Source organism: Caulobacter sp. DWR2-3-1b2 (assembly GCF_049896345.1).
Lineage (GTDB): Bacteria > Pseudomonadota > Alphaproteobacteria > Caulobacterales > Caulobacteraceae > Caulobacter.
In genome coordinates, this window is the sequence record NZ_JAFCUC010000001.1 from 480,919 (window position 1) to 506,154 (window position 25,236).

28 protein-coding genes are annotated in these 25,236 nt (G+C 67.9%); 11 read left to right on the forward strand and 17 right to left on the reverse strand.

Annotated features, from left to right (window positions below):
- Nucleotides 1-14: 14 nt before the first annotated feature.
- Nucleotides 15-1,550: a CHAD domain-containing protein gene (locus ACP694_RS02335; protein ID WP_426010084.1), complete on the reverse strand. Its 1,536-nt coding sequence runs from the start codon at nt 1,548-1,550 to the stop codon at nt 15-17.
- A gap of 111 nt (nt 1,551-1,661) precedes the next feature.
- Between ACP694_RS02335 and bioB the strand changes: the two genes are divergently transcribed.
- Complete coding sequence (gene bioB / locus ACP694_RS02340) at nt 1,662-2,681, forward strand: biotin synthase BioB (protein ID WP_426010086.1); 1,020 nt, start codon at nt 1,662-1,664, stop codon at nt 2,679-2,681.
- Nucleotides 2,682-2,854: 173 nt separating this feature from the next.
- Here bioB and ACP694_RS02345 read toward each other — a convergent pair whose 3' ends face one another.
- The 5 genes from ACP694_RS02345 to ACP694_RS02365 form a co-directional block, all read right to left on the reverse strand.
- On the reverse strand, nt 2,855-3,133 hold the full coding sequence (locus ACP694_RS02345) for an HPr family phosphocarrier protein (protein ID WP_426010087.1): 279 nt from the start codon (nt 3,131-3,133) through the stop codon (nt 2,855-2,857).
- Nucleotides 3,130-3,534 (reverse strand): PTS sugar transporter subunit IIA, encoded by a 405-nt coding sequence (locus tag ACP694_RS02350; RefSeq protein WP_426010089.1) that lies wholly within the window; start codon nt 3,532-3,534, stop codon nt 3,130-3,132. Before ACP694_RS02350 ends, ACP694_RS02345 begins: the two co-directional genes overlap by 4 nt.
- Before the next feature lie 75 nt (nt 3,535-3,609).
- Entirely contained in the window at nt 3,610-4,044 is a 435-nt protein-coding gene (locus ACP694_RS02355; RefSeq protein ID WP_426010090.1) for an HPr kinase/phosphorylase, read from the reverse strand.
- Nucleotides 4,041-5,720: an ATP-binding protein gene (locus ACP694_RS02360; RefSeq protein ID WP_426010091.1), complete on the reverse strand. Its 1,680-nt coding sequence runs from the start codon at nt 5,718-5,720 to the stop codon at nt 4,041-4,043. The genes ACP694_RS02355 and ACP694_RS02360 overlap by 4 nt, the downstream gene beginning before the upstream one ends.
- 7 nt (nt 5,721-5,727) lie before the next feature.
- Nucleotides 5,728-6,435, reverse strand: a complete 708-nt coding sequence (locus ACP694_RS02365) for a response regulator transcription factor (protein ID WP_426010092.1) — start codon at nt 6,433-6,435, stop codon at nt 5,728-5,730.
- 228 nt (nt 6,436-6,663) lie between these two features.
- On the opposite strand from ACP694_RS02365, the gene ACP694_RS02370 reads away from it, so the two are divergent.
- A complete protein-coding gene (locus ACP694_RS02370; protein ID WP_426010094.1) occupies nt 6,664-8,373 on the forward strand; it encodes a hypothetical protein in 1,710 nt (569 codons plus the stop codon).
- Nucleotides 8,374-8,807: 434 nt separating this feature from the next.
- Here the strand turns inward: ACP694_RS02370 and ACP694_RS02375 are convergent, their stop codons facing one another.
- The 3 genes from ACP694_RS02375 to pseB all read right to left on the reverse strand — a co-directional run bounded on the left by ACP694_RS02375 (nt 8,808) and on the right by pseB (nt 11,499).
- A complete protein-coding gene (locus ACP694_RS02375; protein WP_426010096.1) occupies nt 8,808-9,149 on the reverse strand; it encodes an endonuclease domain-containing protein in 342 nt (113 codons plus the stop codon).
- 135 nt (nt 9,150-9,284) lie between these two features.
- On the reverse strand, nt 9,285-10,445 hold the full coding sequence (pseC, locus tag ACP694_RS02380; protein ID WP_426011273.1) for a UDP-4-amino-4,6-dideoxy-N-acetyl-beta-L-altrosamine transaminase: 1,161 nt from the start codon (nt 10,443-10,445) through the stop codon (nt 9,285-9,287).
- Between the two features lie 19 nt (nt 10,446-10,464).
- A complete protein-coding gene (gene pseB / locus ACP694_RS02385; RefSeq protein ID WP_426010098.1) occupies nt 10,465-11,499 on the reverse strand; it encodes a UDP-N-acetylglucosamine 4,6-dehydratase (inverting) in 1,035 nt (344 codons plus the stop codon).
- A gap of 117 nt (nt 11,500-11,616) precedes the next feature.
- Here pseB and ACP694_RS02390 point away from each other — a divergent pair, with 117 nt between their 5' ends.
- Nucleotides 11,617-12,024, forward strand: a complete 408-nt coding sequence (locus tag ACP694_RS02390) for a hypothetical protein (RefSeq protein ID WP_426010100.1) — start codon at nt 11,617-11,619, stop codon at nt 12,022-12,024.
- An 11-nt stretch (nt 12,025-12,035) separates the two neighbouring features.
- On the opposite strand, the gene ACP694_RS02395 is transcribed toward ACP694_RS02390, so the two are convergent.
- The 3 genes from ACP694_RS02395 to ACP694_RS02405 are packed head-to-tail and all read right to left on the reverse strand — an operon-like array spanning nt 12,036 to nt 13,451.
- Nucleotides 12,036-12,512: a nucleoside deaminase gene (locus ACP694_RS02395; protein ID WP_426011274.1), complete on the reverse strand. Its 477-nt coding sequence runs from the start codon at nt 12,510-12,512 to the stop codon at nt 12,036-12,038.
- On the reverse strand, nt 12,509-12,934 hold the full coding sequence (locus ACP694_RS02400; protein ID WP_426010101.1) for a type II toxin-antitoxin system VapC family toxin: 426 nt from the start codon (nt 12,932-12,934) through the stop codon (nt 12,509-12,511). The genes ACP694_RS02395 and ACP694_RS02400 overlap by 4 nt, the downstream gene beginning before the upstream one ends.
- Entirely contained in the window at nt 12,924-13,451 is a 528-nt protein-coding gene (locus ACP694_RS02405) for a DUF7662 domain-containing protein (protein ID WP_426010103.1), read from the reverse strand. The genes ACP694_RS02400 and ACP694_RS02405 overlap by 11 nt, the downstream gene beginning before the upstream one ends.
- Nucleotides 13,452-13,584: 133 nt before the next feature.
- Between ACP694_RS02405 and ACP694_RS02410 the strand changes: the two genes are divergently transcribed.
- Nucleotides 13,585-15,045, forward strand: a complete 1,461-nt coding sequence (locus tag ACP694_RS02410) for a pseudouridine synthase (RefSeq protein WP_426010105.1) — start codon at nt 13,585-13,587, stop codon at nt 15,043-15,045.
- 39 nt (nt 15,046-15,084) lie between these two features.
- On the opposite strand, the gene ACP694_RS02415 is transcribed toward ACP694_RS02410, so the two are convergent.
- Nucleotides 15,085-15,744 (reverse strand): CDP-alcohol phosphatidyltransferase family protein, encoded by a 660-nt coding sequence (locus ACP694_RS02415; protein WP_426010107.1) that lies wholly within the window; start codon nt 15,742-15,744, stop codon nt 15,085-15,087.
- A gap of 138 nt (nt 15,745-15,882) precedes the next feature.
- On the opposite strand from ACP694_RS02415, the gene ACP694_RS02420 reads away from it, so the two are divergent.
- Together ACP694_RS02420 and ACP694_RS02425 are read left to right on the forward strand one after the other, a co-directional pair.
- Nucleotides 15,883-16,785 (forward strand): phosphatidate cytidylyltransferase, encoded by a 903-nt coding sequence (locus ACP694_RS02420; protein WP_426010109.1) that lies wholly within the window; start codon nt 15,883-15,885, stop codon nt 16,783-16,785.
- Between the two features lie 2 nt (nt 16,786-16,787).
- Nucleotides 16,788-17,438: a lysophospholipid acyltransferase family protein gene (locus ACP694_RS02425; RefSeq protein ID WP_426010110.1), complete on the forward strand. Its 651-nt coding sequence runs from the start codon at nt 16,788-16,790 to the stop codon at nt 17,436-17,438.
- 1 nt (nt 17,439) lies between these two features.
- On the opposite strand, the gene ACP694_RS02430 is transcribed toward ACP694_RS02425, so the two are convergent.
- On the reverse strand, nt 17,440-18,387 hold the full coding sequence (locus ACP694_RS02430; protein ID WP_426010112.1) for a CPBP family intramembrane glutamic endopeptidase: 948 nt from the start codon (nt 18,385-18,387) through the stop codon (nt 17,440-17,442).
- A 119-nt stretch (nt 18,388-18,506) separates the two neighbouring features.
- Between ACP694_RS02430 and ACP694_RS02435 the strand changes: the two genes are divergently transcribed.
- Together ACP694_RS02435 and rsmD are read left to right on the forward strand one after the other, a co-directional pair.
- A complete protein-coding gene (locus ACP694_RS02435) occupies nt 18,507-19,139 on the forward strand; it encodes a TMEM175 family protein (protein ID WP_426010114.1) in 633 nt (210 codons plus the stop codon).
- Between the two features lie 2 nt (nt 19,140-19,141).
- Nucleotides 19,142-19,705 carry a 16S rRNA (guanine(966)-N(2))-methyltransferase RsmD gene (gene rsmD, locus ACP694_RS02440; protein WP_426010116.1) on the forward strand — a complete coding sequence of 188 codons (564 nt, stop codon included), beginning with the start codon at nt 19,142-19,144 and terminating at the stop codon, nt 19,703-19,705.
- A 55-nt stretch (nt 19,706-19,760) separates the two neighbouring features.
- Here rsmD and ACP694_RS02445 read toward each other — a convergent pair whose 3' ends face one another.
- Together ACP694_RS02445 and ACP694_RS02450 are read right to left on the reverse strand one after the other, a co-directional pair.
- Complete coding sequence (locus ACP694_RS02445; RefSeq protein WP_426010118.1) at nt 19,761-21,746, reverse strand: AsmA family protein; 1,986 nt, start codon at nt 21,744-21,746, stop codon at nt 19,761-19,763.
- A gap of 348 nt (nt 21,747-22,094) precedes the next feature.
- Nucleotides 22,095-22,487 carry a hypothetical protein gene (locus ACP694_RS02450; protein ID WP_426010120.1) on the reverse strand — a complete coding sequence of 131 codons (393 nt, stop codon included), beginning with the start codon at nt 22,485-22,487 and terminating at the stop codon, nt 22,095-22,097.
- Between the two features lie 128 nt (nt 22,488-22,615).
- Between ACP694_RS02450 and ACP694_RS02455 the strand changes: the two genes are divergently transcribed.
- The 3 genes from ACP694_RS02455 (at nt 22,616) to ACP694_RS02465 (ending at nt 24,569) form a co-directional block, all read left to right on the forward strand.
- Nucleotides 22,616-23,257 (forward strand): HAD-IA family hydrolase, encoded by a 642-nt coding sequence (locus ACP694_RS02455; RefSeq protein ID WP_426011275.1) that lies wholly within the window; start codon nt 22,616-22,618, stop codon nt 23,255-23,257.
- Between the two features lie 28 nt (nt 23,258-23,285).
- Complete coding sequence (locus ACP694_RS02460; RefSeq protein WP_426010122.1) at nt 23,286-23,573, forward strand: 4a-hydroxytetrahydrobiopterin dehydratase; 288 nt, start codon at nt 23,286-23,288, stop codon at nt 23,571-23,573.
- A gap of 210 nt (nt 23,574-23,783) precedes the next feature.
- Nucleotides 23,784-24,569 (forward strand): SDR family oxidoreductase, encoded by a 786-nt coding sequence (locus ACP694_RS02465; protein WP_426010123.1) that lies wholly within the window; start codon nt 23,784-23,786, stop codon nt 24,567-24,569.
- Nucleotides 24,570-24,614: 45 nt separating this feature from the next.
- Here ACP694_RS02465 and ACP694_RS02470 read toward each other — a convergent pair whose 3' ends face one another.
- The gene (locus ACP694_RS02470) at nt 24,615-25,172 is read right to left on the reverse strand and encodes an ActR/PrrA/RegA family redox response regulator transcription factor (protein ID WP_426010125.1); all 558 of its coding nucleotides are present in this window, start codon (nt 25,170-25,172) and stop codon (nt 24,615-24,617) included.
- Nucleotides 25,173-25,236: the final 64 nt, after the last annotated feature.

Genomic DNA, 25,236 nt, shown 5'->3' on the forward strand with positions numbered 1-25,236 from the left:
CGAAAATATACGGGTCACCAGAACCGTTTAGCCTCGGCGAAGGTGACATAGGCGCCCTGGGCGTCGGCGAGAAGTTCGGCTTCGCGTTCAGGTCCGCCCGCCGTCAGGCGGCCGGCGGCGAAAGCAACTTCAGGGTCTTCGCTGGATAGGGCGACCTCGCGGGCCAAGGCCTCGCGCACCGCCAGGTCGTTCAGAAGACCCAGGCTGTCCTGCAACACTTTGGTGGCCTCGACGAACCGAGCCAGCCGCTTCGGATGGTCAGGAAACAGGGCGCCGAGATCCTCCGTCGCATAGCGCAGCTTCTTGCCGCGGATCCTCAGGTGGTGACGGTCTCCCGGACTCAGGGCCGCCAGGTCGGCGCCGTCCTTGCGGATGCGGCGGCGAGCCTTGGCCAGGGTGTCGGCGGCAAAGGCGGCGGCGGGGCGGTCGCGGACCGTCTTCAGGCGCTTGTCGGTGGTCCAGGAGCCTGCCTCGAGCCAGGCGGCGGCTTCCAGAGCCAAGGCGCGGAAGCGAGCCGAATCGACCGCGGCCTCGGCCTGGGCATAGGCCTGGGTCTGGGCGCTCAGCAGCGCCTTGCCGAAGGCGGCCAGGGTGCGGGCCTCGTCCTCGGCGGCGGCGTCGACAGCCGCCTCGGCCGGCGTTTCGGCGGCCTGGCTCTCGGCGGCCGGACGCCAGACGTCGGCGATGAACACATCTAGGCCCCGCGCCGCGCCCAGTTGGTCGGCCAACCATTTGAGCTCGGCCCGAACGTGGCGCGCGGCGGAGTCACCGGCCAGCGGCTTGAAGGTCGACAGAAGGGCGCGGAAGCGCCGCGCCGCCACCCGCAGCTTGTGCACCCGCTCAGGGCCAGGGCGCGTGCGCTGGGCCTCGGCGGCGGAGCAGAGACGGCACAGCGCTGCCCGGCCCAGCGCCTGCAACGCCTCGCTGGTGGTGGCCTTGAGGGCCAGCGGCGTCGCGGGACGCGGGCCGTCCGCCTCGTCCAGGGCGAGGGCGTAACCGCGCTCGGCCTTGCTGACCAGCGACAGGCGCAGGGACGCGTGGGCGGCGACGTCGCGGGCCAGGTCGAACAGCGCGCTGGCCGGCCCGGACTTCAGCTCCAGCTCCAGTTCGCTGACTCCGGCGCGGCGGGCGTCGGCCAGCAGCTCGCCCTGGTCTAGCGCCGCTTCGATGGTCGCCCCCTCGCGCTCGATCATGCGGGTCACCCGGCGTACATTGGTGGCGAACACGGGGATCAGAGCGGCGCCGTTGACGGTCTGGGCGGCGGGGGTCTTGGCCAGCAGGTCGCGGTCCGGCTCGGGGCCGACCACCGCGCTCTCCCATTCGCCGCGCGCGAACACCCCGCCGGCCGAGGCTGATTTCAGGGTCTGTTTGCGGCCGTTCTCGCCGTCGCGGATCCGCAGGCCGAAGCCCGCCTTGCGCAGGGCGTGGTCGGCGGTGTCGAAATAGGTGGCGTCGAGCTGCTTGACCGCTTCCCGTCCCTCGAGACGGGCCAGGATCGCGGTCGCAGCCTCCGGGGCGATCAGGAACTTCAGCTCGATTTCGTGATCCATGGCCTGACTATAACCGGAGCGGCGGGTTTTGGCTGCAAGCGGGTCGCCGCGAGGGGCGAACGCGCTTCGCGCGCTTGCCAATCGGCATCGCCGAGTCCAAACCTGCGCGCCATGACGCAGATCAATTTCGCCGCCGAACCTCGCCACGACTGGACGCTTCCCCAGGTGGAAGCCCTGTTCGACCTGCCCTTCATGGAACTGGTGTTCGACGCCGCCTCGGTGCATCGGGCGGCCGGTTTCGACCCGTCCGAGGTGCAGCTGTCGCAGTTGCTGTCGGTCAAGACCGGCGGCTGCGCAGAGAACTGCGGATATTGCAGCCAGAGCGCCCATTTCAAGACCGGCCTGAAGGCCGAGAAGCTGATGGACGCCGACGTCGTGATCGCCAAGGCCCGCGAGGCCCGCGACGGCGGGGCCCAGCGCTTCTGCATGGGCGCCGCCTGGCGCGAGCTGAAGGACCGCGACCTGCCCCGGCTGGCGGCGATGATCGGCGGGGTGAAGGCCCTGGGCCTGGAGACCTGCGCCACCCTTGGCATGCTGACCCCGGACCAGGCGCGACAGCTGAAGGACGCCGGGCTCGACTATTACAACCACAACCTCGACACGGGCCCTGAGTACTACGGCGACGTGGTCACCACCCGCACCTACCAGGACCGCCTCGACACCCTGGCCCATGTGCGCGACGCCGGCATGAGCACCTGCTGCGGCGGCATCGTCGGCATGGGCGAGACCCGCCGCGACCGCGCCAGCCTGCTGCGCCAATTGGCCAACCTGCCGAGCCACCCCGACAGCCTGCCGATCAATGGCCTGGTGCCGGTCAGCGGCACGCCACTGGGCGACAAGGTGTTGAAGGCAGGCCAGATCGACTCGATCGAGTTCGTCCGAACCGTCGCCGTGGCCCGGATCGTGTGCCCGAAATCGATGGTTCGCCTGTCGGCCGGCCGTGACGACATGAGCCGCGAGCTGCAGGCTTTGTGTTTCCTGGCCGGCGCCAACTCGATCTTCGTCGGCGGCAAGCTGCTGACCACCCCCTTGCCCGGCCAGGACGAGGATAGCGCGCTGTTCCAGGACCTGGACCTGCGCCCGATGGGCGTCGCCACGGCCGTGGCCCCGGAAGCGGTGGCGGCGGCGTAATTTTCCTTCTCCCCTTGCGGGATAAGGTGGCGGCGTAGCCGCTGGATGAGGGGTCTCTCGAACGACAGAAGCCGCGACCGGCCTTTCGGCTTTCGCGGCTTTTTTGGCCTTCGACCCCTCTCCCGACCCCGCTCTGCGGGGCTACCCTCTCCCACAAGGGGAGAGGGAAGAGGCTATCGCTCCTCGTCGAACCGATTGGCCACCAGCTCGGTCAGCGCCTCAAGCGCCGCCTCTGCTTCAGGTCCATCGGCTTCGATGTCGATTGTCGAGCCGATGCCGGCGGCCAGCATCATCAGGCCCATGATCGAGCGGGCGTCGACGCTGGTTCCGTCGCGGGCCACGGTAACCTCGGCGTCGAAGCCCGAGGCCAGCTTGACGAACTTAGCCGAGGCGCGGGCGTGAAGCCCCCGCTCATTGACGATCTCGACCGTGCGCGTCGCCATGCGACTCATTTTTCTCCCGCGAGCACATAGGAGGCCACGGAGATATATTTGCGTCCAGCCTCTTGGGCGTGGGCGACGCAGGTCTGCAGGGTCTCACGCTGGCGCACGCTGGCCAGCTTGATCAGCATCGGCAGGTTCAGTCCGGCGATCACCTCGGCCTTGGTCTGCTCCATCACTGAGATGGCCAGATTGCTGGGCGTGCCGCCGAACATGTCGGTCAGCAGGATGACGCCGCCGCCGCTATCGACCGCCGCGCACGCCTTCAAAATGTCGGACCGGCGACGCTCCATGTCGTCCTCCGGGCCAATGCAGATGGCCTTGACCGCGCTTTGCGGCCCGACCACGTGCTCCATGGCGGAGACAAACTCCTCCGCCAGCCGCCCGTGCGTGACTATCACGAGCCCGATCATGCCTGATCTCTCAAACGGGATCCCCATAACCCGTGACGACCAGGGAGGGCCGCGCGGGTCGCCTTGATACGCTTGTTATTCGGCGACTCCAAGATGCTCAAACATGCGGCGGATTTTCCCGGGCGCGCCGGGTTCCAGAGGCCACAGCTCAAGCACCGGCGTGACAACGCCTTCGAAGGTCTCGAACATCGGATCGGGCAGCCGTTCGACCGCCTGCGGCCGATCCACGCAGCGCACCAGCAGGTTCACCGGACAGAACGGCCGATAAGGCCTGGACAGGATTCCGACCCCCCGCGTCTCGATCAACCCGGCCAGGGCGTCGGGCGCGCGTCCAAAGAGCCGACCGTTCGAGACGAAGACCAGGGTGCGGTCGTCGGCGACCAGGGCGAACCCCTGGTCCAGCGCCCGCAGCGCCAGGTCGCTCTTGCCGACGCCGGACGCCCCTTCGATCAGCGCCCCGCGCCAGGCGCCGGCCACCCGGCAGGCGATCAGGCCGGCATGGCGGATCATTCGCGCTGGCCGCCGTGGTGGCTGGCGCCGGCCTCGGGCAGATCGACGCGGAACCGCGCCCCCACCACCCTGCCGTCCCCGTCCTTGCGGTTCTGGGCGATCATCTGGCCGCCATGGGCCTCGACGATCTGGCGGGCGATCGACAGGCCCAGGCCCGAATTGCCGCCGAACGCCCGACCCTTGGGCCGGGAGGTGTAGAAGCGCTCGAAAATGGTCTCGAGATTGTCGGGCGGGATGCCTGGTCCGTCGTCATCGACCGTGACGATCAATCGGTTGTGGTGGTCACGCAGGCCATGCTCGCGGGCCAGGGCCACCCGCACCTCGCCATCGGCGGCGCTGAACGAGCGGGCGTTGTCGATCAGGTTGCGGAACACCTGGCCGATCGGAGTCTCGCGCGCCATGACCCAGACATGCTGCGGCGCGGCCTTGTCGTCGAAGGTCACCCGCACGCTGCCCGGCGCGTCGCCAGGCCGAAGCTGAGCCTCGTAGAGGTGGATCACCTCCAGCAGCAGCAGATTCAGCGCGAAGGCCTTGGGCGCCTCGCGCGACAGCTCGGCGTCCAGGCGCGAGGCGTTGGAGATGTCGGTCACAAGCCGATCCAGGCGCGTGACGTCCTGCTGCAAAATGCCCAGCAGCCGGGCCCGGGCGGCGGGGTCGGACACCAGGTCCAGGGTCTCGATCGCCGAGCGGATCGAGGTCAGGGGGTTCTTGATCTCATGGGCCACGTCGGCGGCGAAGCGCTCGATGGCGTCCATCCGCTCCGACATCGAGTCGGTCATCTCTTCCAGGGCCCGCGACAGGTCGCCCAGCTCGTCCTTGCGGCCAGAAATCTCGGGCAGGGTGATCGCTCGCGCGCCGTCCAGGCGCACGCGGTCGGCGGCGCGCGCCATGCGCAGCACCGGCTGGGCGATCAGCCGGTTGAGCAGGAACGACGAGATCAGAGTGGTGAACACCGCGATCAGGGCGAAGGGCAGCAAAGCCTTGCGCTCGCCAGCGATGATCTCGTCGACATCGCCGGCCTCCAGTGTCAGCACCCCCAGGACCGCCCGCACGTGCTGGATGGGGATCGACACCGACACCACCCGCTCGCCATTCTCGGCCCGGCGCATGCCTGCCACCGGGCCGCCCTCGCGGGCCCGGGAAATCTCGGCGATCAGGGCCGCGCGGGCCTCCGCGACGGCCTTGGGCTTGGTGTCGGCATCGTGGGTGGGCAGGCGGAACTCGGGCTGGCCGGGCTTGCGGGCCGGCGGCAGCGCCTGCGACTCCACCCGATCGGCGACGACATAGCTGTCGGCCAGTTGATTGCCCCGGGCGTCGAACAGCCGGGCGCGCTGCGAGCGAGGGATGAACAACCCCTGCAGGATGTCGCTGGCCCGATCGGCCTCAAGCCGTGGCTCGGGATCGCCGACCGTGGCGGCCAGGTCGATGACATTGGCGATCAGCTCGCCCTGGGTGGTCAGGCTGTCGATGCGAGCCTTGATCAGCCCGCTGCGCAGCTCGTTGAGCACCAGCGCCCCGCCCAGCAGGATCGCCAGGGCCAGGACGTTGAGCCCGATGATCAGCCGGCCCAGGCGCGAACCCCTGGGCCAGGCTAAATTGGGCCAGGCTAAATTGGGCCAAACCAGCTTGGGCCAGCTCAATCGGCGCTTTGGCCGCTGTGCGGACTCCGATCCCACGGCGGGATCAGGATTCGCGATAGCGGTAGCCGACGCCGTAGAGGGTCTCGATGGAGTCGAACTCCGGATCGACCTGGCGGAACTTCTTGCGCATCCGCTTGATGTGGCTGTCGATGGTGCGGTCGTCGACATACACCTGATCGTCGTAGGCGGCGTCCATCAGGTTGTCGCGGCTCTTCACAAAGCCGGGGCGCTGGGCGAGGGACTGCAGCAGCAGGAACTCGGTGACCGTCAGGCGCACCGGCTTGCCGTCCCACAGGCTGTCGTGGCGCGCCGAGTCGAGGGTCAGCTTGCCTCGCTTCATGATCTTGGAATTGGGCGAGCCCGGCGCGACACCCGGCTCGTCTTCCTCTGGGCGGGCCCGGCGCAGCACGGCCTTGACCCGCTCCAGCAGCAGGCGCTGGCTGAACGGCTTGTGGATATAGTCGTCGGCCCCAAGGTTGAAGCCCAGGATTTCGTCGATCTCGTCGTCCTTGGAGGTCAGCATGATCACCGGAATCTCGGTGGTGGCGCGCAGGCGGCGCAGCACCTCCATGCCGTCCATGCGGGGCATCTTGACGTCGAGGATCACCAGATCGGGCGCCTGGCTCTCGACCGCGTCGAGGCCGGAGGCGCCGTCATAATACGCCTTCACCACATGGCCATGGCTTTCCAGGGCCAGCGAAACCGAGGCGACGATGTTCTCGTCGTCGTCGATGAGAGTAATATCGGCCATCGAGCCTTATCGGTCCTTTCGAGTCTTCCCGCCGATACTATCGGGCGACGAGCCCCCGTACAACGCGCCTGCAACGCCCATGGCGCCTTGGGAGGCGGCCAAGCTTTCGCGATCTTTTGCGGCTCCAGCGTGGCGCCAATGCGGCCAAGCGCTTCAGGCGCGGTATCCCGGCAACTTCGCCTTAAGGTCTCGTATCCCATAACGGAGCCCCGGGGAGCCCTTTAGCCCATGAGTGATCAGGTCCATTATGAGCTGTTTGTGCGCCGCAAGCCCGGCGCGCAGTGGACGCTCGACATGGCGACCGAGATCCGCACCCACGCCCTGGCCGTCGCCGAGGAGACCTTGCAGCAGGGCCGTGCGATCGCCGTGAGGGTGACCAAGGAAACCCTCGACAACGACTCCCGTGAGTACAAGTCGATCTCGATCTTCACCAAGGGCCAGGTCGATGGCGGCAAGCCCAAGAAGGTCCAGGAAGACCTGGACCCGCTGTGTGTCCAGCCGTCCGACCTCTACACCACCCACGCGCGCGACCGGATCGGCCGGCTGCTGGAGGCCTGGCTGGCGCGGCACAACGCCACCCCGTTCGAGCTGCTGCACCGTCCCGACCTGGTCGAGAAGCTGGAAGCCTCGGGCACCGACCTGCAGCACGCCCTGCAAAAGATCGCCATTCCCGAGGCCGAGGCCCGGGGCATGTCGGTCCACGAGCTGATCCGCACCTTCCAGGGCCTGGTCGAGCGCACCGTCGCTAACCTGATGAAGGCCTTCAAGAAGGGCGCCCTGCCCGATCTCGACAAGGAAGGCTTCGCCCGCGCCGCCGAGCGTCTGGTCAGCGATCCCGACCGCGCCTTCCTGCTGGGGGCCGGCGTCGCCGCCTCGATCGCGCCCGGCAAGAACTGGTCTGAGAAGATCGCCCGCCTGCTCGACCTGGCCGACGCCGCGCCCACCGAGCCTCGCGCCAGGGCCGCAGCCCTGGCCGCCCTCGAACAGCCCCTGGCCGAGATCATTGGCTCGAAGGCTGGCATGGCCGACCTGCTGGGCGCCGACAACGCCGACCTCGGCACCACCCTGGCCGGCATGACCCGCCTGGCGGGCGGCGCCCAGGTCGAGGCCCTGATCCGTGTCGAGGCAGGCGTGCGCAACTGCATGCCGACCCTGTCGGGCACCGCCAAGCGCCTGAGCGAGTGGCTGACCGGCGACGACTTCCCCGCCGTCCGCTCGTCTATCGCCCATCGGGTGCTCAAGGAGCTGAACGGCGTGCGCCGCCTCAAGCCCACTGACGCCGAATCCGAGATCGAGCACCTGCGCGCCCTGGCCATGAGCTTGACCGCCGCCGCCGGCCGCATCCTGCCGGCCGAGGACATCACCAGCGCCTTCACCACCCGTTCCAAGACCCTGCTGAATGGCGAGTTCATCGAGGCCCTGCTCGGCCGCGAGCGCTCGTCGCGTGAAGAGATTCAGATGCTGATCCGCCTGGCCGAGAACGTCATGGGCGCGGTCAACAAGCGCATGGCCGCCCGCTGGCTGTTGGCCAATATCCAGGCCCTGCGCTTCGAGCGCGAGCTGCGCCAGGGACCGGACAGCGCCGCCTCCAAGCTGGCCGCCCTGGGCGCCCTGCAACGGTCGCTGGTCCGCTCGGGCCTGGTGATCGAGGACTATGAGCCGCTGTGCGCCAAGATCGGCGAGGTGGGCGGCATGATCGAGGCCGACACCCGCCTGATCGCCATGCTGGCCCGCGCGCCCGCTCCCCTGCCGCAGAGGCTGGCCTTGCTGATCAAGCTGGCCATGGGCGAAGCCGGCCCGACAGGTCCGGTGGCTGACAAGGCCAAGCTCGAGGCCATGAAACTGGCCCGCGCCCCGGAGGCCCGCGAGGCGCTGGCCGCCTCGCCGGAGACGATGGATTTGCTCAAGGGCATGGTGATGCACAAGGCGGCAGCTTAGGGGGTTGAGGCAAGGTCTGCTTTCCGCCCGTTGCAGACGCTGGCACCTTCATCCACCCTTACCGTATGACCTATTCTGCGGACACTTTAAGAGCAGCGCACCGGCACTCGTCCGGGCATCGAAAGGCCATTGAGGGCAGCCGTATTTGCGGCTGCTTCTATTGCCTTGAAACGTTCAAGCCAGCCGAGGTCGAGCGTTGGCTGAACGAGGGCTCAGGCACAGCTATTTGCCCGCACTACCAAATTGACTCGGTCCTGGGATCGGCATCAGGCCTTCCCGTGGACGATCCCGGCTTCTTGCGGGCAATGAATAGCCATTGGTTTTGAAGTCCGCCGCCTCGGATGCGGCCGCTGCGGGCGGAGGTCGCCCCCTTAGTTTCCTTCTCTCTTTGAGAGAGGGAGGGGCCCGCCGCGAAGCGGTGGGAGGGTGAGAGGTTACACTCTCGCCGATCGGAGCACGGCGAGCAGATCGTCGGCGACCGCACCGATGTCGGCCAAGACCTTTTCGTTACGGAACCGCACCACGATGTATCCAAACAACTCCAAGGTCTCCGTGCGGCCAGCGTCGTACTCCTCCCGCCCATCATGGGCCGGGCCATCCAGTTCGACGATCACCTTGGCCGCCTCGCAGACGAAATCGGCGAAGTAGCGGTCGATCGCCACCTGTCGCAGGAACTTGAATCCGCCCAGACGACGATTGCGCACGAGCGCCCAGAGCGTCCTCTCGGCCAGAGTCTGGTCGCGGCGCAGGCGACGGGCGTTGGCGGTCTTGTCCATGGCCGAACTTGGCCTGACGCCCGGGGGCCGATCAACGGGAGGAATCGGGATTTTCCGGAAGCGGTGTAACCTCTCACCCTCCCACCGCTTCGCGGCGGGCCCCTCCCTCTCTCGAAGAGAGAGGGTTTTAGCGCACTACCGCCCCAACGCTCTCGACAACGCCTCCACCACCCGCTCCACATCCTCATCCGCCATCGTCGGATACAGCGGCAAGGTCAGGCAGCGGGCGTACCAGGCATCCGCTCCGGGCAGCTCCAGGGCGCCGTAGCGGGCCCGGTAATAGGGCTGGGTGTGGACCGGGATGTAGTGAACCTGGCTGCCGATCCCCGCCGCCTTCAGGGCCTCGACCACCGCGCGGCGGGTGGCGCCCACGGCTTCGAAGTCGATCAGCACGGTCAGCAGGTGCAGGGCCGGGTCGGACCAGGCGGGGCTCTCAGCCAGGCGCACGTGCGGGACCAGGACCGCCAGTTTTTCGGCATAGAGCGCCGTCAACGCCCGCCGCCGGGCCACGAAGCGGTCGAGCTTGGAAAGCTGCGAGATCCCCAGAGCGCAGAGCACGTCGGGGATGCGATAGTTGAAGCCCAGCTCCGGCATCTCATAGACCCACGGCGCGGCGCCCTCGGGCCGCACCATGCCGTGGCCGCGCAGGGAGCGAGCCCGCGCCGCCAGGGCCGCGTCGTTGGTGGTCAGCATGCCGCCCTCGCCGGTGGCCAGGGTCTTGACCGGATGGAACGAGAAGCTGGCGAAGGCCGAAAAGGCGCCATCGCCGACCGGATGGGCCACCCCGTCGAAGGTCCCCACCGTGCCCAGTGCATGGGGCGCATCCTCGACCAGCACCGCGCCAACGCCGTCAGCCAAGGCCTTCAGGCCCGGCAGATCGCAAATGTCGCCGCGCAAGTGCACCGGCAGCACGGCTTTGACGCGACGGTCGCCCGCGCGCTTCAGCGCGTCGGCCAGGGTCTCGGGCGTCATTAGGCCGCTATCGGGATCGACATCGGCGAAGACCACCTCGGCCCCGACATAGCGGGCGCAGTTGGCGGTGGCCAGGAAGGTGACCGACGGCGCGATACAGACGTCGCCCTCGCCGACCCCCAGGGCCAGCATGGCCAGGTGCAGGGTGGCGGTGCCATTGGCCACGGCGACGGCGTGCTCGGCCCCGACCTTGGTCTTGAACGCGGTCTCGAACGCCTCGACGGTCGGGCCCGTGGTCAGAAAGTCGGCGCGCAGGGCCGCCGCCACCGCCGCCACGTCGTCATCCTCGATGGTCTGACGGCCATAAGGGAGAAAGGGGGGCAGGAGCGGCAGGTCCGACACCTCAGGCCTTCTCGGCCAGCATGGCGTTGAGGCCGGTCTCGCTCAGCCAATCGTCATTGTTGTCGCTGCTGTAGCTGAAGCCTTCGTCCACCGGCTTGGCGCCATCGGCCGGGCCGAAACGGTCGCGAGGATATTCCACGAAGGTCGGCTCGATCACGTAACGGTCTTCCAGCTCGACCGTGGCGCGGGCGTCGTCGGCGCTGATCATCATCTCGTGCAGCTTCTCGCCCGGCCGGATGCCGACGATCTTGACGCCGGCCTGGGGCGACATGGCCTTGACGAGGTCGGGCATGGTCATCGACGGGATCTTGGGCACGAAGATCTCGCCGCCGCGCATCAGCTCCAACGACGACAGCACGAAGGCCACGCCCTCGTTCAGGGTGATCCAGAACCGGGTCATCCGCGGGTCGGTGACCGGCAGCTCGGTCGCGCCTTGGCTCAGCAGGCGCTTGTAGAGCGGCACCACACTGCCGCGCGACCCCACGACGTTGCCATAGCGAACGACCGCGAAGCGCGTGCCGATGTCGCCCGACAGGTTGTTGGCGGCTACGAAGGTCTTGTCCGAGGCCAGCTTGGTCGCGCCATAGAGGTTGATCGGGTTGCAGGCCTTGTCGGTCGACAGGGCGACCACCTGTTTCACCTGGTTGGTCAGGCTGGCCCAGACCACGTTCTCGGCGCCCATGATATTGGTGTGGATGCATTCGGACGGATTATATTCGGCGGCGGGCACCTGTTTCAGGGCGGCGGCGTGGATGACGATGTCAACGCCGCGCAGGGCCAGGGTCAGGCGCTGGCGGTCGCGCACGTCGCCGATGAAGAACCGCAGCTTGCCATAGGTGGCGTCATCGAACTGCTCGCGCAGCTCCTGCTGCATGTCGCTCTGCTTCAATTCGTCGCGGGAATAGATGATGACCTTCCGCGGGTCCGACAGCCGCAGCACGGTCTCGATGAAGCGGCGGCCAAACGACCCGGTGCCGCCGGTCACCAGGATGACCTTGCCGTCCAGATCGAGGTTTTTCGGAGAAAAGCGCCCCAATTTCAATCTCCTGCGCGCCCGCCGCGAGGATCGTGGAGCGGGGCGTTTCATGGTTAACGCCCCTTTGTGCGCGCCAGACGTAAAGAGGACGTCAACCCCGTCGTGTCACAAGGCGTCATGCGCCGCGCCCTCCTGATCCCCGTCCTGTCGCTGCTGGCCGCCGCCAGCCTCGCCGCCACGCCCGCCTTCGCCGGCCACGGCAAGGAGGAGAAGGGGGCGCCCGTGGCCTATTTCGCCCTCGAAACGATCACCGCCACCACCATCCGTCGCGATGGCCGGCGCGGGGTCATGACCCTGGAGAGCGGCATCGAGGCCCTTGATCCCAAGGTGATGGAGCGCGCCAAGCAGTCCGAACCCCGCCTGCGCGCCGCCTTCGCCCAAGTGCTGATGACCTACACCGCCGGCATGCCCCGCGGCGCGGCGCCGAACCTCGATTATCTGGGCTCGCGGATGCAGGACGCCGCCGACAAGGTGTTGGGCCGCAAGGGCGCCAAGGTGCTTCTGGGCTCGGCGATGGTGAATTAGGGCGCAGAGCCCTACTTCTTTCGCCGCGCCTTGAAGAAGCCTCGCAGCAGGTCAGCGCTCTCCTGCGCCATGACCCCGCCGGTCACCTCGGGCCGCCAGTGGCAGGTGGGCTGGGCGAAGAATTTCGGGCCGTGCACCACCGCCCCGCCCTTGGGATCCTCGGCCCCGAACACCACCCGGCCGATCCGTGCGTGGCTGATCGCCCCGGCGCACATGGCGCAGGGCTCCAGAGTGACCACCAGGGTCAGGCCGGTCAGGCGGTAATTGCCCAAGCGCGCGGCGGCCAGCCGGATCGCGGTGATCTCGGCGTGGGCCGTGGGGTCATGCGCGCCGATCGGCCCGTTGCCGGCCGTCGCCACGACCTCGCCCGTCGCCGGATCGAGGATCACCGCCCCCACCGGCGTCTCGCCGCGCGCGGCGGCGTCGCGCGCCGCGTCGAGGGCCAGGGCCATGGCGGCTTCGTCGGTGAGCGGGGCGGCGATGGTCAGGACTCCGGGGTCAGGAGATGGACATGGGCGGAAAACCCGACATCCGCCGCCCGTCTGGCCAGCTTCGCGTCGGCGGTGACCAGACGGAGGCCCCGTCGTAGCGCCAGGGCCAAGTAGAGGCTGTCATAGGCGGAAAAGCCGCGGCTGGTCGCCAAATCATAGGCAGGTCCCGCCAGATCACCCAAGGACGCGACTTGGTCAATCAATCGGGGCAGCCGCTCGACAGCCGCGCGCGCATCCGCTTTCGAGGTCAGGCCACGCCGAACGAACTTCGTCGCGGCCGAAGCAAATTCGGCGAAGATCAGGTCTGGCGCAATTCGTCTCGCACCCAATCGCATAAAGGTCAGCGCCGCCGCCGATCCTGGCCCTGGAAGCAGCCAGTCAACAGCGACCGAGGCGTCCAGCACGACCTCATCGCTCATCGCTGTCTCGATCCTCCCGGATCAAGTCGGCGCCGGAGATCGTGGACGGCGTTGACGCGTTCTGGAACCACTCGACCATCGCCACGAGCCGATCATTGGCCAATTGGTTCAGCAGGGTGACGCAGGCGCCGGCCCGGTCGCCGCCGTGCTCCTTGGCGTGCTCGTCGATCATCCGCAGGGCGCGTTCGCCCAGGGCGGCGAGCGGAAAGGTCACCATAGCGGGGGCGTCTTGCAGGAACGCCGCCTGCTCCTCGGCCACGCCGGCGGGCGCCGCTTCAGCCTTGACGAAGCCGACGGTTCGCGCCGCGCGATCGAGGGCGGCCGTCTTCCAGCCCGCGTCGAGCCATGCCGCCGCGTGCGAGTGTCCGGCGCGGGTGTTCGACCACCAAGCCGGGTGCTCATAGGCCGAGCGTGGCAGGCCAAAGCCCAGGATGCGTTCGATGTCCGCGAAATCGAGCCGGGTCTCGACCGCTGGGAACAGCCCTTCCAGATGGTGCTTCAGAGGCCCGTACTTCACTGCGCTAACTCCAGATATTATACTTAGTATATACTATTTCTGAACGCGGTCAAACTTGATCCGGGCCGCATTCAGTGCGCATTAGAAAGCTGCCCATCGTGAGATGCGCCTCTCCCCTTGAAGGACCGACGCCATGACCGAGAAATACCAGCCCCACCTGCATGACAACGCCGTCCCCGGTCAAGACGACGGCGAGGGCGGTTCGCGGATCGCCAAGATGCTGGCTCGGGCTGGCGTGGCCTCGCGGCGCGAGGTCGAGCGGCTGATCGAAGCCGGGCGCGTGGCGCTGAACGGCGAGGTTCTGACCAGTCCCGTCGTCAAGGTTCGCGCCGACGACATCCTCACGGTCGACGGCAAGATGATCGACGCGCCCGAGGCGACGCGCGTCTTCCGCTATCACAAGCCCACCGGGCTGATGACCACCCACAACGATCCCAAGGAACGCCCGACGGTGTTCCAGGCCCTGCCGCGCGACCTGCCCCGGCTGATCTCGGTCGGCCGGCTGGACCTCAATTCCGAGGGCCTGCTGCTGCTGACCAATGATGGCGCCCTGTCACGCGCCCTGGAAATGCCCAACAACGCCTGGGTGCGGCGCTATCGCGCCAGAGCGTTCGGCGACACCACCCAGGCCAAGCTGGGCAGGCTGAAGGACGGCTGCACGGTCGAGGGCGTCCGCTACGGCCCGATCGAGGCCCGCCTCGACAAGGCCCAGGAAAAGGTCGGCGGCGGCAAGAACATCTGGATCACCCTCACTCTGAGCGAAGGCAAGAACCGCGAAGTGCGGCGCGTGCTGGAGTCGCTCGGCCTGAAGGTCAATCGCCTGATCCGCTTGTCCTACGGCCCGTTCGCCCTGGGCACGCTGATGCCGGGCCAGGTCGAGGAGGTCGGCCCCCGGGTGATCCGGGAACTGCTGGACGGCATCGTCTCCGAGGAGAACATGCCCAAGGGCGACAAGCCGCAGTTCATGGGCGTGGCCGATCCGATCAAGGCCGTGGGCACGACGGGCGGCGGCGAGATGCAGCGGCGCGGCGTGCCGCGCAGCAACAGGCTGACCCAGGTGTCGATCATCACCGAAGAGGAACCGGTGGAAGAGGCGAAGTTCGTCCGTAAGCCGGGCTGGGCCAAGCCCAAGAAGAAGCCGGTGATCGCTGGCCGCGAGCCCGTGAGGGCGGCCAAGAAGTCGCTCGACAGCAAGATGATCGGCCCCAAGCCGCTGTCCTACCGCGACGCCGCCGCCAAGCGCGTGCGCGAAAAGGGCATGGCCAGCAAGAACGCCGCCGACAAGCGCGCGGCCAGCGGCAAGACCGAGCGGCCCGCCAAGGCCGAGAGCGCTCCGTCTTCCAGGCCGCCGTCGAAGCCGAAGCTGGGCGCGCTGCGGGCCAATGGCTATAAGCCGCTGGACGCCAAGGGTTCGGGCAAGCCGGCCAGCAGCCCCGGCGCGCGTCCGGGGAGTAAGCCCAGCACGGTCAAGGCGACCGGCGCGACCAGGCCCGGCGAAGCGGGCAAGGTGTGGTCCAAGCCTGGGATGGCCAAGTCGGCCCCTCGTCCGGGCGGCAAGTCCAGCGGCGCCGGCGGACCACGCGGCAAGCGTTAGCGGATAGGACGGGGACCGTCCGCTCCCCGGCGCTGCGGGCTAGCCCTTGAGTCCCCGCACCAGGTTCCGTGTCCGCCGGACCACAGTGACCAGCGTCCCGATCGCGATGGCCGCCAGCCCCACGACGAGCACCTGCGCCTGGCCGCCCCAAAGGGGCTCAAACGCCGAGATCCCGCAGGTCACCGTCAGAGCGGCCATGCGATGCTGCTTGGCCATCGGGCCCGAGAAATCGGCGGGCAAGCCCAGGCCTCGGCCCAGTTCGCGGACATAGGCGGTCAGCACCGCCAGCACGGCGGCGATCCAACCCAGGGCGTCTGCCCCGACAAGCCCGGCCGTCTGGGCGCCGTAACCCGCTCCTGCCAGCAGGAAGATGTCGGCGACACGGTCGGGCAGTTCGTTCCACACCGGCCCGGCCTTGCTGGCCCGGCCGTGCTCGACCGCGACCATGCCGTCCAGCAGGTTGCACAGCAGCCGGCCCTGGATGCACGCCGCACCCAGGACCAGGCACGCGCCCCGAATGAACCCGTCGAACGCGCCGGACACCGCCAGCAGCGCCCCGCCCAGCAAGGCGAAGGCCACGCTCATCGCCGAGATGGCGTCGGGGGTGATCTTGGCGTCGGCCAGACGCTGGGCCAGGCGCCGGGCGAAGGCGGCCTGGCGCACCTTCAGCGGTCGGCGGTTGTCGAGGTCGTCGGTCATGCGGCGCTCCGGTGGTCGCGAACACGAACTAGGCTATAGCTAAACCCGATCGCCGCCAGGAGACGCAGGACCATTCTTCCGACCATCCGCGCCCTCATCGCCGCCCAACCGCCCGCCCTGCTCGCGGGCCTGGTCGGCGTGGTGATCCTGTTGGGGGTGGCCGGGATCGTCGCCGCAGTGCTCACGGCGCTGCGGCCGGACAAGTCCTATCTCGAACTGCGCCAGCGCATCGCCAGCTGGTGGGTGATGGTGGCCCTGCTAGCCGGGGCGCTGCTGGTGGGGTGGCAAGCCACGGTCGTAGTCTTCGCCCTGATCTCGTTCATGGCCCTGCGCGAGTTCCTGTCCCTGGCCCCGATCCGCAAGGAGGACCGTCCGGCGATCCTGGCGGCCTATCTGATCCTGATCGCCGCCTACGGTTTCGTCGCCGCCGACCAGTACATGTTCTATCTGGTGTTCATCCCGGTCTGGACCTTCCTGGGTCTGCCTTTCCTGATGGCCATGCTGGGGCAGACGCGCGGCTTTCTCACCACTGCCGCGACCTTTCACTGGGGCCTGGTGACCTGCGTCTACAACCTGGGTTTCGCCGCCTTCCTGATGCGCACGCCGGCCAGCGAACCCCTGCCGGCCGGGGCGGCTGGGTTGGTGTTCTTCCTGCTGCTGGTCACCGAGTTCAACGACGTGGCGCAATATGTGTTCGGCAAGCTGCTGGGCCGCCACAAGATCGCCCCCACCGTCAGCCCCAACAAGACCTTGGAAGGCTTCCTCGGCGGCTGGCTGGCGACAGTCCTGCTGATCTGGTTCGTCGGGCCGGTGTTCACCCCGCTGGCCGGGTTGGGCCTGCTGGTCGTCGCCGTGACCCTGCCGGTGGCGGGCTTCGCGGGCGATGTGACCATGAGCGCGGTCAAGCGGGACATCGGCGTCAAGGACACCTCCCACGCCATCCCCGGCCACGGCGGGGTGCTGGACCGCGCCGACAGCCTGACCTTCACCGCCCCGCTCTATTTCCATCTGCTGGCGCTGTTCGCCCTGGTGAAGTTCTGACCATGAAGGGCTGGTTGCGCTTCCTGTTGCTGATCCTGGTGGCCCGCCCCCTGGCGCTGTTCATGACGGGGGCCGATGTTTCGGGGCGCGAGCGCTTGCCGCTGAAGGGACCGGCGATCGTCGCGGCCAACCATTCCAGCCATGTCGACACCCTACTGCTGCTGGCGATCTTTCCCTCCCGAGCCCTGGCGCGGGTGCGGCCAGCGGCGGCGGCCGACTATTTCCTCAGGGACCCGGTGATCGGCTGGTTCTCGCGCCACGTGATCGGCATCGTGCCCGTGGCGCGGCGCAAGTTCGGGCGCGACGAGGACGTTCTCGCGCCCGCCCGCGCGGCCCTGGCGGCCGGCGACATCGTCGTGGTGTTTCCGGAAGGCACGCGGGGCGACGGCGAGGGCGACGAGGGCATGGGTCAGTTGAAGAGCGGCGTGGCGCGTCTGGCCGAGGCCTTTCCCGACGCGCCGGTGACGCCGGTCTGGATCCAGGGCGCCGGCCGCGTGCTGCCCAAGGGCGAGACCATCCCCGTGCCGCTGAACTGCGCGGTGCTGGTCGGCGAGCCCCTGGCCTGGGAGGGTGACCGCCACGCCTTCATGACCAAGCTGCGCTCGTCGCTGCTGGCCCTGAGGGCCGAAGCGCCGCCCCTTCGCTGGTCTTAGCCTAGGCGACAGCCACCTGGCTCCACCGCCGCAGCGGCGTCCAGCGGGCGGCGATCTCGGCCATGGCGACGTAGCCGGCCAGGATCAGCGGCGCGAGGATCAGTACTTCCAGCGGAAAGGCGTGCGGCGGCTCGGGCTTCAGCGACATCGGCTGCAGGAACAGCAGGATGAGAATGTTGTTGGCGGCGTGGGCGCCGATGGCGAACTCGATGCCGCCCAGGCGCAGAACGCTCCAGGCCAGGCCCACGCCCATCGCTGCGCGGATCAGGTTGGCGTCGAGATTGGGATCGAAATGCACGGCCGAGAACGCCGCCGCGCTGACGATCATCAGCACCCATGGCGAGCGTGTATAGGCGCCGAGCACCTTCACCATCCAGCCGCGGAACACCAGTTCCTCGGCCGCCGCCGCCAGCAGCAGCAGGACGACCGCGCCGACCGCATAGGCCGCGCGGCCCTCCAGGCTGGGACTGATGGTCAGGATCGGCGCGGTGATGGTCGCGGTCTTGGGATCCAGCGCCACCGACAGCAGCAGCAGCGGACCGATGCCCGCCGCGAACAGGGCCAGGCCTAGCAGCGTCAACCGCCAGCGGAAGCGGGGCGCGGCGGTGACGTAGGAGCGAAGCCGCCGATGATGCAAGCGCGCCGCGACGGCGGTGAAGGCGGCCGCCATGCCGCCATTGGTGGCCGCCAGCAGGGCCAGGACGAACATCACCAGCATGACGTCGCCGCCCAGCGGAACCCGACCGCGCAGGGCGTCCATCAACCGCGCCTCGCCCAGGCCCGCGCCGAACAGGAAAACCAGGAAGACCAAGAGTCCGGCGATCACGGCGTTCAGCAAGGCGGCCACGACGCCCAGCGGCAAGGTCAGCAAGACGCGGCTCACGCGCCGGTCGTCGGGGGTCAGGTCGTCCAGGAACGGTGACCGTTGAAGCTTTGCTAGCACCGTCATTCCCGTTCAAATCCTGGTTCACCGCTAGGCGTTCGCCGCGCGGGACGCAAGGCGCCCAACAGGCGACTTGCCGCGATGGCCGGAGCGCGGCACACATCGGTTCAAAGACGGGGCGCCCCATGACCAACATCGCAGACAAGGAAGAGCAGCACCTCCACCGTCTGATCCTGTTCTCGGACGCGGTGTTCGCCATCGCCATCACCCTGCTGGCTATCGAGATCCACCCACCCGAAGGCTGGGATGGCGAGGTCGGATCCTTCTTCCATCTAATGGCCGCCAAGCTGCAGTCTTATGCCGTTAGTTTCGCGACCATCGGCGTGCTGTGGATCAGCCACCGGCGAACCTTCTCCCGTCTGCGGCGCGCCGACGCCCTGCTGGACGTGCTGAACTTTCTGATGCTGGGGCTGGTGGCGCTGCTGCCCCTGGCGACGCAGCTGCTGTGGGGCGTGCACACGGCTGGGCCGCTGATCCTCTATGTCAGCCTGGTGGCTGTCATCGGCCTGACCCAGGGCCTCATCTGGACCCATGCGGCCTTCATCGGCAAGCTGGCAGAGCCGTTAGGCCTGGGCGTGCGGCTGTTCATCCTGCTGCGCGTGACGCTGCTGCCGGGCCTGTTTTGCGGCCTGTCGTTCCTCAGCCTCGGCACGCACACCCCCTGGGGGTTCCTGGGCATTGGGGCGATCAGCTTGGCCCTGGCCCTGATCGGCCGCCGCCTGCAGCCCAAGCCGGCGCCCCTGCCTTCCGAGGCCTAGGCATGCGCATCGTCTCCGGCCAGTATCGCGGCAAGGCCATCGCCACGCCGCCCGGCGCTGCCACGCGCCCCACCTCCGATCGAGCCCGCCAGGCGGTGTTCAACATCCTGGAGCACGCCGCCTGGGCTCCCGAGTTGCACGGCGCGCGGGTGATCGACCTGTTCGCAGGCTCCGGAGCCCTGGGCCTGGAGGCGATCTCGCGCGGCGCGGCCTTCTGCGTGTTCGTCGAGACCGACGACGCGGCGCGCGGCGCGATCCGCGAGAACATCGACGCCTTCGGCCTGTTCGGCCAGACCAAGGTCCACCGCCGCGACGCCGCCGATCTGGGCCTGCGCCCCGCCAGCGTCGGCGCGCCGTTCACGATCGCCTTTCTGGATCCGCCGTATGCCAAGGGCCTGGGCGAGAAGGCCTTGGCCGAACTGATCGCCGGCGACTGGCTGGCGCCTGGCGCCATCGTGATGTTCGAACGCGGCCGCGACGAACTCGACCCGGCGCCGCAAGGCTTCGAGCGGCTAGACGCGCGCGATTACGGCGCGGCGCGGGTGTTCTTCTTCCGACTGGCCTAAAGAACCGCCGGGGACATGGCCATGGGCATGTCCCCGGCCGCACCCCGGCCCAACCCTACTTCTTGACCTTGGCCGGCGTGGTCTGGGTCACCCTCACCGGGGCGCCGTCGCTGCGGGCCCCGGCGACCAGGCTGGCGCAGTCGGCGTCCTTGGCGCCGCCGCCAGTGACGAAGGGGATGATCGCGGCCAGCGGGTTGACCAGCGTTCCCAGCACGGCGGCGATACCGCCTTGGGTCACCGCGCCGCTGGTGTCGAGCCCGACCTTGGGCGCCATGAACGGGCCCTTGATGTTGATCGGAATGAACAGCCGCACCAAGCGGGGCTTCTTGCTCTGGCCCTCGATGCGCAGGTCCAGCTTCTCGTTCTGTAGGTCGATCGTGCCCGTGCCCTTGGCCAGCACCACGCCGGTGTCGGCGACGATCTGGTTGGAGCGCATGATCCCGTCCTTGACCGTGAAGTCGGCGACGGCGCAGCGCACGCTGGTCTGGCGGTTGTCGCCCGACAGCAGCAGGATCAGGCCCTTGGAGGCGTTGACGCCCAGCAGCTCGGCGAAGGCCTGGCGCATCTCGCCCTTGGGCGACACAACCGTCACCTGACCATTGGCGCTGGACGCGGCGCGGTGCACCGAATTGCCGTAGCCGGTCAGCTTGGCGCGGGCCATCACCCCGCCCTCGATCGCCGGCTGCCCACCGCTCTTGATCGGAATGAAGTCCTCGAGCTTGGCGTTGGTCAGCCGCAGGTCGAGATCGGTGCGTGGCACCTTGGGATTGGCGTCGAGCCGGATCTTGCCGGCCAGATCGCCGCGCGAGAAGCTGAAGGCGATCGGGTCCAGGGTCAGCACGCCTTTGTCCAGCGTCAGGTCCAGGCGAACCTTCTTCAGCGGCAGGTTGGGCGCGTTCACGGCCAGGGCGCGGTACTTGACCTTGGCGTCCATGGCCTTGACGCGATCCACTTGCAGGGTGGCGTCGGGCAGAAGGCGTTGGGTGGCGTCGCGCTGTCCGGCCTCGACCTTCTGGCCGGCCGAGGCGGTCTCGCCCCTGCCCGTGGCCGGCGCGGCGCCGACCAGGCTGCCCAGGTCATCGAAGTCCAGCCGCTTGGACTGCAGGTCAGCCTCGAGATAGGGGCGTTCCTTGCCCATCAGCACGAACAGGTCGCCCGAGACGTCGCTGTCGCCGATGCGCCCGACAAGCTTTTGGAAATCGAAGCGCTCATCCTTGCGGCTGAGGTGGCCGCTGATCTTGTAGGGCGGGGTGTTGGGCAGGGTCAGGCCGGTGAGCGCGTACAGCCGGTTGAGGTCCGGACCCGAAACGCTGACCTGGGTTTCGAACCGTCCCAGGTCGAAGGGCTTGGTGATGTCACCCTTGGCGGTGACATGGGTCGGACCCGCATCGACCGTGGCGTCGAACGGATAGGGCTTGCGCGGCGAGATGTTGAGCAGCGGGCCGCCGGTGACCATGGCGGTGAACGGCGAGCGGTTCAGTTGGCCCTTGCCCTCCAGCACAAACTTGCCCCGCCCGTCGCCAGTCGCCTGTTCGTTGGAGCTGACCATGCCGTTGAAGAAGATGTCGCGCTGCTTGTCCTCGTAGCGAAGTTGGCCGTCATTGATGATGAAGTGCTGGATGGCCGGCAGCTTCAGCGGCCTTTTCGGGGCGTTGGGATTGCCGAACACCCAGTTGGCGCGGCCCGTGGCCTCGCGCAGCAGGCGCACGTCGGGTCGATCGACGGCCAGAAGCGGCAGGATCACCTCGCCCTTCAGCAGGGGCAGGATCTTGATCTGCACCGCGATGCGGTCGACCTTGGCCATGGGCCGCCCGGCCTGATCCCCTGTCTTCGGCGCCCAATCGGGCTGGGCCACGCGCACGCCATAGGCCTCGACCTTGGGCGAGAACGACCAGGGGTGGACCCGCAGGTCGCCTTGGATGACCACTTCGCGGTTCAGCTGGGCCGAAGCCAATCGGCCCACCGGGCCTCGAAACCAGTTCCAATCGAAGAGGATCAGGAAGACGATGATGGCCGCGAACACCAGGGTCGCGGCGAGCATGCCGCGCCGCGCGCCAGGCGGCAGGCCGCGCCAATGCTTCACCGCCCTGTGATGCCAGGCGGGGTTTTGAGCGGACGTGATCGACGGCGTGGACAGGGCGGGAACCTCCGGTACCCGCCCACAACGCGCAGACGGGGGCCTTGTGTTCCGAACCCGCTCAAAAGCTGGCTTAGTAGACCAGCCTCAAGCTGCTGACGGCGACAGCCGCCAACACGAAAGCGACGATGGCGATGATCTCATATCGCTTGAAGAGCGGCCCGTTAGGCGATCGCATGATGGTAGTCCCCCCGTCCCGAATTGATGCGTCCAGTCCCCCGGACGCAATCCTCGGGCCAAAAAATCGTGTTCCTATGGCTGCTTGCCTGGCCAGACCAGGAAGCCGTCGCCGTCGCGGCCCGCCACGCGGTAGCGACGATCGTTCGGCCCGGATCCCCACCCGGGCCGATATTCATAACCGTGGCGGCCGCCGCGTTCCGTCCGATTCTCGACGTTCAGCGGACGTCCATGCCCCCAACGATCGAAATCGCTCCAACCGCCGTCGCCTTCGCATTCCACCCGATCCCAACGATAGGCGCCGCCCGGACCGGTGACCCGGCGGGTGACGCATTCGCCCGAGCGCGTGTCGGGCGGCAATTGCTGGGGATCAAGGTAGAGGCCCGGCCGGTCCTGAGCCGTCGCGACGCCGGCGCCGAAAGCCGGCGCGGCGAGCAGCAACAGCGAAAGGACGAGGCGGCGCGACATGCGGAAACTCCAGAAAGTTAACAAATCAGAAGCGTAAGGGGCGCGCTCAGGATTTCATCCGCGACGCGAGCGTTGCCATGAGATTTCTCCCGGCCTAGCGTGCGATTAAACAGTTGTTTGAGGACGATATGGCGATCGAGGCGGTGATCTGGGATTTCGGGGGCGTGTTCACCACGTCGCCCTTCGAGGCCTTCGCGCGGTTCGAGGCTCAGCGCGGCCTGCCCGAGAACTTCATCCGCCGGGTCAACGCCACCAACCCCGACACCAACGCCTGGGCGCTGTTCGAGCGTTCCGAAATCGACGCCCCCGCCTTCGACGCCCGGTTCCTGGAAGAATCCGCGCGCCTGGGCCACCCACTGGCCGGCGCCGAGGTGTTGCCGCTGCTGTCGGGCGACATCCGTCCACGCGTGGTGGCGGCGCTGAAGACCTGCAAGGCGTGCTTCAGGGTCGGTTGCATCACCAACAACGTGGTCACCGGCCATGGCGCGGGCATGTCGGGCTCGGCCGACAAGGCGGCGGCGGTGGCGCGGATCATCGCTGAATTCGAGGTGGTGCTGGAAAGCTCGAAGGTCGGGGTGCGCAAGCCCGATCCGCGCATCTACCAGATGATGTGCGAGGCGCTCGGCGTCGCGCCGGAAAACTGCGTCTATCTCGACGACCTGGGGGTCAACTGCAAGCCCGCGGCAGCCTTGGGCATGACCGCGATCAAGGTCGCTACGGAAGACCAGGCGTTGGCGGACCTTGCGGCGGCGACCGGTTTGGCGTTCTGACTGGGGAAAGCCTTCCGCAGGAGCCGCCATGTCCCGCCCCGCCAAGATCGGCGCGCCCGCCGCCCTCGCCCAGCTGGAGGGCTGGGCCACCGTGTCCGACAAGGATGCGATCAGCAAGACCTTCCGGTTCGCGGACTTCAACGCCGCCTTCGGCTTCATGACCCGCGTGGCCCTGCTGGCCGACAAGCTCGACCACCATCCCGAATGGTTCAATGTCTACAACCGGGTCGAGGTGGTGCTCACCACCCACGACGCCGACGGGGTCAGCGACCTGGACGTGACGATGGCCCGGTTCATGGACGAGATCGCCGGCTGAGTTCCTCCCTCTGTGGGGGAGGTGATCGCGAAGCGATCGGTGGGGGAGTTCTGGGATCGAAGCTCGTGGGCCTTGCGGCCTGCCAATCGCTTCCCCCTCCGTCGGCTGCGCCGACACCTGCCTCACAGGGGAAGGACTTGCGTTTCCCCCTTCCTCCAGCCGCCCATCCGGTTCAAACTATCGTTTGAATTATAATTGGGAGGACGCCGAATGGCGCAGAGCATGGGCCGGGTCGCTGGCAAGAAGGCCTTCATCACGGGCGGCGCCCAAGGCCTGGGCGCAGCGGCGGCGCGTCTGCTGGCCGAGCACGGGGCCAAGGTGGCCGTGGCCGACATCAATTTCTCCGGCGTCCAGGCCGTGGCCGACGAGTTGAACGCCGCCCACGGCGCGGGCACGGCCTTCGCCTATGAGCTGGACGTCACCCAGGAAGACCAGTGGATCGAGGTTCTGGCACAGGCGGCCGAGGCGATGGGTGGCCTGTCGGTGCTGGTCAACAACGCCGGCATCGGCGGCGATGGCCCCATCGAGAGCCTTGATTTCGGGCTCTGGAAAAAGGTGATGTCGGTCAATGTCGACTCGGTGTTCCTGGGCGCCAAGCACGCCCTGACCCACATGCGGGCCCACCAGCCGGGCTCGATCATCAACCTCTCATCGATCGCCGGCCTGATCGCCAACGGCAATTCGCCGGCCTACAACGCTTCCAAGGCGGCGGTTTGGCTGCTCAGCAAGAACATCGCCCTCTACTGCGCCAAGCAGGGGCTGAACATTCGATCCAACTCGATCCACCCGACCTTCATCGACACGCCGATCCTGGATGGCTTCACAGCGCGGTTCGGCAAGGAGGAGGCCCATGCCAAGCTGGCGCGGCAGGTGCCGCTGGGCCGCATCGGCGAGCCGCTGGATATCGCCAACGCCGTGCTCTATTTGGCGAGCGACGAGAGCAAGTTCATGACCGGCGCGGAGATCAAGGTCGACGGCGGCATTTCGGCGATGTGAGCCATACGATTGGGGACATGCGCATGCGCATGTCCCCATCAGCAGTCACCGCGGCGCGCGCTTGGCCAGGATGCGCTGCAGGGTCCGGCGGTGCATGTTGAGGCGGCGGGCGGTCTCGGAGACATTGTGGCCGCACATCTCGTAGACGCGCTGGATGTGCTCCCAACGGACGCGGTCGGCGCTCATCGGGTTTTCCGGCGGGGTTGGGGCGTCACCCTTGGCGGCCAGCAGGGCGCGGGCCACGTCGTCGGCGTCGGCGGGCTTGGAAAGGTAGTCGATCACCCCGGCCTTCACCGCCGCCACGGCGGTTGCGATGTTGCCATAGCCCGTCAGCATGATGACCTTGGCGTCGGGACGCGCATCGCGCACGGCTTCCACGACTTTCAAACCGGTGCCGTCCTCAAGACGCATGTCGAGAACCGCGTGGGCGGGAGCATGACTTCGTAGAGAACTCATGGCTTCGGCGACCGAAGCACAGAGTGTCACCGAAAATCCGCGTTGCTCCAGCGCCCGGCCTAAACGCGTCCGGAGAGGCGCGTCGTCGTCGAGCAGGAGCAGGGACTTGTCCGGCAAGGCCGCAACCAGTTCTACGATATCCGCCATGAACTCAGCGCCTCCCCGCGCCAATACTTAACCTGAACCCCCGGGGGTCATCATGTCGCCCGAT

What these genes read in the sequence shown, in the direction of transcription:
- ACP694_RS02335 (WP_426010084.1), bottom strand. Translation starts at nt 1,550, where the DNA reads ATGGATCACGAAATCGAGCTGAAGTTCCTGATCGCCCCGGAGGCTGCG.
- bioB (WP_426010086.1), top strand. Translation starts at nt 1,662, where the DNA reads ATGACGCAGATCAATTTCGCCGCCGAACCTCGCCACGACTGGACGCTT.
- ACP694_RS02345 (WP_426010087.1), bottom strand. Translation starts at nt 3,133, where the DNA reads ATGAGTCGCATGGCGACGCGCACGGTCGAGATCGTCAATGAGCGGGGG.
- ACP694_RS02350 (WP_426010089.1), bottom strand. Translation starts at nt 3,534, where the DNA reads ATGATCGGGCTCGTGATAGTCACGCACGGGCGGCTGGCGGAGGAGTTT.
- ACP694_RS02355 (WP_426010090.1), bottom strand. Translation starts at nt 4,044, where the DNA reads ATGATCCGCCATGCCGGCCTGATCGCCTGCCGGGTGGCCGGCGCCTGG.
- ACP694_RS02365 (WP_426010092.1), bottom strand. Translation starts at nt 6,435, where the DNA reads ATGGCCGATATTACTCTCATCGACGACGACGAGAACATCGTCGCCTCG.
- ACP694_RS02370 (WP_426010094.1), top strand. Translation starts at nt 6,664, where the DNA reads ATGAGTGATCAGGTCCATTATGAGCTGTTTGTGCGCCGCAAGCCCGGC.
- ACP694_RS02375 (WP_426010096.1), bottom strand. Translation starts at nt 9,149, where the DNA reads ATGGACAAGACCGCCAACGCCCGTCGCCTGCGCCGCGACCAGACTCTG.
- ACP694_RS02390 (WP_426010100.1), top strand. Translation starts at nt 11,617, where the DNA reads ATGCGCCGCGCCCTCCTGATCCCCGTCCTGTCGCTGCTGGCCGCCGCC.
- ACP694_RS02400 (WP_426010101.1), bottom strand. Translation starts at nt 12,934, where the DNA reads ATGAGCGATGAGGTCGTGCTGGACGCCTCGGTCGCTGTTGACTGGCTG.
- ACP694_RS02410 (WP_426010105.1), top strand. Translation starts at nt 13,585, where the DNA reads ATGACCGAGAAATACCAGCCCCACCTGCATGACAACGCCGTCCCCGGT.
- ACP694_RS02415 (WP_426010107.1), bottom strand. Translation starts at nt 15,744, where the DNA reads ATGACCGACGACCTCGACAACCGCCGACCGCTGAAGGTGCGCCAGGCC.
- ACP694_RS02425 (WP_426010110.1), top strand. Translation starts at nt 16,788, where the DNA reads ATGAAGGGCTGGTTGCGCTTCCTGTTGCTGATCCTGGTGGCCCGCCCC.
- ACP694_RS02430 (WP_426010112.1), bottom strand. Translation starts at nt 18,387, where the DNA reads ATGACGGTGCTAGCAAAGCTTCAACGGTCACCGTTCCTGGACGACCTG.
- ACP694_RS02435 (WP_426010114.1), top strand. Translation starts at nt 18,507, where the DNA reads ATGACCAACATCGCAGACAAGGAAGAGCAGCACCTCCACCGTCTGATC.
- rsmD (WP_426010116.1), top strand. Translation starts at nt 19,142, where the DNA reads ATGCGCATCGTCTCCGGCCAGTATCGCGGCAAGGCCATCGCCACGCCG.
- ACP694_RS02445 (WP_426010118.1), bottom strand. Translation starts at nt 21,746, where the DNA reads ATGCTCGCCGCGACCCTGGTGTTCGCGGCCATCATCGTCTTCCTGATC.
- ACP694_RS02450 (WP_426010120.1), bottom strand. Translation starts at nt 22,487, where the DNA reads ATGTCGCGCCGCCTCGTCCTTTCGCTGTTGCTGCTCGCCGCGCCGGCT.
- ACP694_RS02455 (WP_426011275.1), top strand. Translation starts at nt 22,616, where the DNA reads ATGGCGATCGAGGCGGTGATCTGGGATTTCGGGGGCGTGTTCACCACG.
- ACP694_RS02460 (WP_426010122.1), top strand. Translation starts at nt 23,286, where the DNA reads ATGTCCCGCCCCGCCAAGATCGGCGCGCCCGCCGCCCTCGCCCAGCTG.
- ACP694_RS02465 (WP_426010123.1), top strand. Translation starts at nt 23,784, where the DNA reads ATGGCGCAGAGCATGGGCCGGGTCGCTGGCAAGAAGGCCTTCATCACG.
- ACP694_RS02470 (WP_426010125.1), bottom strand. Translation starts at nt 25,172, where the DNA reads ATGGCGGATATCGTAGAACTGGTTGCGGCCTTGCCGGACAAGTCCCTG.